Genomic DNA, 5,553 nt, shown 5'->3' with positions numbered 1-5,553 from the left:
TTGCCATAAAGGACGTATCCTGCGGCCCGCCCCCTCCGTCAGGGCTTCGCCCTGCCACCTCCCCTTGCAGGGGAGGAATGAATTCACTTCGTCGCCAGCGCCCGCCCGAAGAAAGGCAGGACCTGCTCCTGAAAGCGCACCCCGATCCGGTTCACATGGTCGCCCTCGTAAATCTCGAACTTGTGGGCGATGCCATAGCTGTCGAGCGCCTCGTGCAGCTTCTGCGCATCCGCCTTCAGCCCGTCCTGCGATCCGACATCCAGCCCGATCGCGCGATAGCTGCGCAAGGGCGTGACATATTGGTCCACGAAGGCCAGCGGGATGTTGGCCAGCCACTTGGCGACGATATCGTCCCGCACCTTGCCGTCCTTGACCGGCAGGTCGAGATAGAGCGGCGGGTTCTTGGGATTGGGCGACCAGGCGGCCGAGGCGGCGAGCATCGCGCGCTGGCCCCAGTTCAGCTTGGCGGACTCAGCGGGCGAGGCGAGGCTGGTCAGCAGCTTTTCATCAGTGCCCTCGGGCCGCGCCATCGCACGCGGCGACAGGCAGCAGGGGCTCATCATATAGATCGCCCCGTACATATCGGCATGCTTCATGCCGATTCGCGCGGTGCCATAGCCGCCCATCGAATGACCGGCGAGGCCGCGGGCTTCGCGGCGCGGGATCGTGCGATAGCGCGCATCGATCGCGGCGATCAGGTCGTGGCTGATGAACCGCTCGAAATCGCCGACCGTCTGGGACGATGCGTACATCGATCCGTTGTGCATCGTCTTGCTATCGGGAAAGACCAGGATCATTGGTGGGACGCCGCGCGCGAACGCCCCTTCGACCGAGGCGGGGACGTGGATTTCCTTGGTCCACTGGTCCGCGCCGATCGAATAGCCGTGCAGCGCATAGACGACCGGATAGCGGCGCGTGCGGTTCCTGGCATAGTCGGGCGGCAGGACGACGATGACGTCGCGGTCGGCGCTGTTGCCCTCCAGATTGCCCTCGATCGCGGCGGAATGGACCTTGATCCGCTCGACCGTGACCGGCTTGGCGCCGGGCACGACGGTCGGAGACTGGGTAGCCATCTGGGCAGGCGCGGCCGCAATGGGCAGCAGCGCGACCCCGGCGGCGAGCAGCCATTTGGCAGGCGAAAAGCGAAGGGCCATGCGGGTCATCCTCTGTCCTGAAAACGCGCCGACATGGGGTGTCGGTCTTGTAGGGGGCGACCCGCGAGGGAAGGGGCGGGGTCGGATATCGTTACCAACAATGCGGGGTTTATATTGTCAAGCGGCCGTATCGGCGCTGGATTCCCTTGGCCTTCGACTTCGCTCAGGCTGAACGAGGTTTGGTGGCTTGGGCATAATCCTTCGCTCCGTTCAGCCTGAGCGAAGTCGAAGGCCACGTTCCCACCTGTCCCATCGCAAAACGCCCAACCGGCCTTGCATCCCTCATCCTGATAGCGCTATCGTGCCTGCAAAGCTCCGAAGACGGGGCGCTTGGAGAGGAAAAGCGATGAAGCGCTTGATGATGGCCAGCCTTGTGCTGGGTCTCGGCACCGCGGCCTGCGGGACGCAGCATACGGCCGACAATACCGTGGCGGAAAACACGACGACGGCGTCGAACGATGCCAACCCGACCTCGCCCGATGGTCGCCATTATCTCTCGCAGCCGCTGGTGCGCGAGATCTTCACCGCCGATCCGTCCGCGCATGTCTGGAGCGATGGCAAGCTCTATATCTACCCCAGCCATGACGTGCCGACCGACACGCCGAACGACGATCTGGGCAACCAGTATGCGATGCGCGACTATCGTGTGCTGCGCATGGACGAGCCGGGCGGCAAGGTCTCGGTCGGCCCCGTCGCCCTCGACGTGAAGGACGTGCCCTGGGCCTCGCAGCAGATGTGGGCGCCCGATGCCGCCTATAAGGACGGCACCTATTATCTCTATTTCCCCGCGCGCGATAAGACCAAGGACAAGAACGGCCTGGGCGCGTTCCGCATCGGCGTCGCGACCTCGAAGAACCCGATGGGTCCGTTCAAGGCCGAGCCGGAGGCCATCCCCGGCAGCTTCTCGATGGACCCGGCCGTCTATCAGGACACGGACGGCACCGCGTACATGTATTTCGGCGGCATCTGGGGCGGCCAGCTTCAGCGCTGGAAGGACGGCAAATATGATCCGAACGGCAGCGATACCGACCTGAAGCAGGACGACCAGCCCGCCATCTCGGGCAAGATCGCCAAGATGAACCCGGACATGAAGACCTTCGCCGAAACCCCGCGCGACGTCGTGATCCTCGACGAAAAGGGCAAGCCGGTGCTGGGTGGCGACCATGACAAGCGCTTCTTCGAGGCGTCCTGGGTCTTCAAGCGCGACGGCAAATATTATTACACCTATTCGACCGGCGACACGCATTTCCTGAACTATGCGATTGGCACGAGCCCTTATGGCCCGTTCACCTATAAGGGGCATATCCTGAAGCCGGTGCAGGGCTGGACCACCCATCACTCGATCGTGGAGTGGAAGGGCAAGTGGTGGCTTTTCTACGCCGATACTCAGTTGTCGGACAAGAACCACCTGCGTAACGTCAAGATGACCGAGTTGAAGTTCAACCCGGACGGGACGATCCCGACCATCGACCCGTTCGTGAAGTAAGGACGACGATGTTCCTGGGGATTGATATCGGCACGTCGGGCGTGAAAGCCGTCGTGCTGGACGAACATGGCGCGGTGGTGGGGCAGGGGACGGCGGCGCTGACCGTGCAGCGTCCCCAGCCGCTCTGGTCCGAACAGGACCCGGATGCCTGGTGGCAGGCGACGACCGCCGCCGTCCGCGCGATCGACCCGGCGGTGCGCCGGGCGGTGCGCGGCATCGGGCTTGCCGGGCAGATGCACGGCGCCACCTTGCTGGGCGCGGACGATCAGGTGCTGCGGCCCGGCATCTTGTGGAATGACGGGCGCAGCGAGGCCGAGTGCGCTGAATTGGAGGCCAAGGCCCCCGATCTGCATCGCATCGCGGGTAATCTGGCGATGCCGGGCTTCACCGCGCCCAAGCTGCTCTGGGTCGCGCATCACGAGCCGGAAATCTTCGCGAAAATCCGCACCGTGTTGCTGCCCAAGGATTATGTCCGCCTGCGCATGACGGGTGAAAAGGCGTCCGACGTGTCGGATGCGGCGGGCACGCTCTGGCTGGACGTGGATCGCCGGGAGTGGAGCGACGATATCCTCGCCGCCACCGGCCTGACCCGCGAACAGATGCCGCAGGCGGTCGAAGGCACGGCGCAGACCGGCAAGCTGCGCGCCGAGGTGGCGGAAGCCTGGGGCATCGATCAGGTGCCGGTCGCGGGCGGCGGTGGCGACAATGCCGCCGGGGCCGCTGGCGTGGGCGTGGTCAAGGACGGCGACGCCTTGCTGTCGCTGGGCACGTCGGGCGTTATCTTCGCCGCGACCAAGGAATTCCGCCCCAATCCGGCGGGTGCGGTTCATGCCTTCTGCCACTGTCTGCCGAATATGTGGCACCAGATGTCGGTCCATCTGTCGGCGGCGGCCTGCATCGATTGGGTCGCACGATTGACGGGCACGCCCGGTGCGGCTGAGCTGTTCGCCCGCGCCGAGAGCGTGGGTCCCGCGAGCGGCCCGGAAATCTTCCTGCCCTATCTTTCGGGTGAGCGCACGCCGCATAACGATGCCGAGGTTCGCGGCGCCTTCCTGGGCCTCGACCACGACACCACGCCGGAGCGGCTGGCGCAGGCGGTGCTGGAGGGCGTGGCCTTTGCGCTGGCCGACGGCCTGTCGGTGCTGCGCGATGCCGGGACCGAGCTGTCGCAGCTGTCGGTGATCGGTGGCGGGGCGCGTTCGTCCTATTGGGGCCAGACGCTGGCCGCCGCGCTGAACGTCGAGCTGGTCTATCTGAAGGGCGGCGAGGTCGGTCCCGCGCTGGGGGCGGCGCGTCTGGCCCAGCTGGCGGTCGATGGCGGCTCGCCGGAGGAGGTTTGCGCGCCGCCGCCCGTCAGCCACAGCATCGCCCCCGACGCCGCGCTCGCCGAGCGTTTCGCCCCCAAGATCGCGCGCTTCCGCGACAGCTATTCCCGTATCACTCCGAGGAACCGTTAAATGGCTACCGACTTTTTCGCCGACATCCCGACGATCCGTTACGAGGGTCCGGACAGCGACAACGAACTCGCTTACCGCTTCTACGACAAGAACCGCGTCGTGCTGGGCAAGACGATGGAGGAGCATCTCCGCTTCGCCGCGTGCTTCTGGCACACCTTCTGCTGGCCGGGTTCGGACGTGTTCGGCGGCGGCACCTTCAACCGCCCGTGGCATGCGGGCGCGAACGACAGCGCGGCCGCGGCACAGAAGCGTGAGGTGGCGTTCGACTTCTTCTCCAAGCTCGACGTGCCCTATTACTGCTTCCACGACGTCGACGTGATGGCCGATGCGCAGGGCGTGGCCGAGCATCGCCGTTACTTCGCCGAAGCGGTCGATCACCTCGAAAAGCTGCAGGCCTCGTCGGGCCGCAAGCTGCTCTGGGGCACCGCCAACCTGTTCAGCCATCCGCGCTTCGCCGCCGGTGGCGCGACCAACCCGGACCCCGAAGTCTATGCGTTCGGCGCGATGCAGGTCCGCGATGCTCTCGAAGCGACGCACCGTCTGGGCGGCGCCAACTATGTGCTGTGGGGCGGTCGCGAGGGTTACGAGACGCTGCTCAACACCAATATGAAGCGCGAGCTGGACAATCTGGGCCGCTTCCTGTCGCTGGTCGTCGAGCACAAGCACAAGATCGGCTTCACCGGCACCATCCTGATCGAGCCGAAGCCGCACGAGCCGACCAAACACCAGTATGATTTCGACACGGCGACCGTGTACGGCTTCCTCAAGGCCTACGGTCTCGAGAACGAAGTGAAGGTCAATATCGAGGCGAACCACGCCACGCTGGCGGGTCACACCTTCGAGCATGAGATCGCCACGGCGGGTGCGCTGGGCATCTTCGGCTCGATCGACGCCAATCGCGGCGACCACCAGAATGGCTGGGATACCGATCAATTCCCCAACTCGGTCGAGGAACTGACGCTGGCCGTGCTGGAGATTATCCGGGCGGGTGGCTTCACCACCGGCGGCTTCAACTTCGACGCCAAGGTGCGTCGCCAGTCGATGGATGCGGTCGACCTGTTCCACGGCCATGTCGGAGGTATCGACGTCGTCGCCAAGGGCCTGCTCAACGCCGCTGCGCTGATCGAGGACGGTCGCCTGGATGCGATCAAGTCCGAGCGTTATGCCGGTTGGGACGCCGATTTCGGCCAGCAGATCGGCGGCCTCGACCTCGCCGGGATCGCAGACCTTGCCGAGCAGAAGGCGATCGATCCGAAGCCGCGTTCGGGCCGTCAGGAGCGGATCGAGAACCTCGTCAACCGCATCGTCCACTCGGGCAAGTAAGAGGGGGCGGGTCTTCGGACCCGCTTCACCTGCGAAAAAGGGGCGCATCCGGTGGTTCGGATACGCCCCTTTTTGTTGGCCGGATGGCGTGGCCTTCGACTTCGCTCAGGCTGAACGGAAATTTAGAGTCTAA

General features: G+C 65.0%; 4 protein-coding genes. 3 read left to right on the top strand and 1 reads right to left on the bottom strand.

What is annotated here, in order from left to right; genetic code table 11:
- Positions 1-83: 83 nt before the first annotated feature.
- Entirely contained in the window at positions 84-1,154 is a 1,071-nt protein-coding gene (locus tag SP5_RS00715) for an alpha/beta hydrolase (RefSeq protein ID WP_042482647.1), read from the bottom strand.
- A gap of 358 nt (positions 1,155-1,512) precedes the next feature.
- Between SP5_RS00715 and SP5_RS00710 the strand changes: the two genes are divergently transcribed.
- The 3 genes from SP5_RS00710 to xylA are packed head-to-tail and all read left to right on the top strand — an operon-like array spanning position 1,513 to position 5,420.
- Positions 1,513-2,640 (top strand): glycoside hydrolase family 43 protein, encoded by a 1,128-nt coding sequence (locus SP5_RS00710; RefSeq protein ID WP_439645589.1) that lies wholly within the window; start codon positions 1,513-1,515, stop codon positions 2,638-2,640.
- Between the two features lie 8 nt (positions 2,641-2,648).
- Positions 2,649-4,097: a xylulokinase gene (xylB, locus tag SP5_RS00705; RefSeq protein WP_042482644.1), complete on the top strand. Its 1,449-nt coding sequence runs from the start codon at positions 2,649-2,651 to the stop codon at positions 4,095-4,097.
- Positions 4,098-5,420, top strand: coding sequence for a xylose isomerase (gene xylA, locus SP5_RS00700; RefSeq protein ID WP_042482640.1), 1,323 nt, complete (start codon positions 4,098-4,100; stop codon positions 5,418-5,420).
- Positions 5,421-5,553 lie beyond the last annotated feature (133 nt).

Source organism: Sphingomonas parapaucimobilis NBRC 15100 (assembly GCF_000787715.1).
GTDB lineage: Bacteria > Pseudomonadota > Alphaproteobacteria > Sphingomonadales > Sphingomonadaceae > Sphingomonas > Sphingomonas parapaucimobilis.
This window is presented reverse-complemented; position numbering and strand designations above follow the sequence as displayed.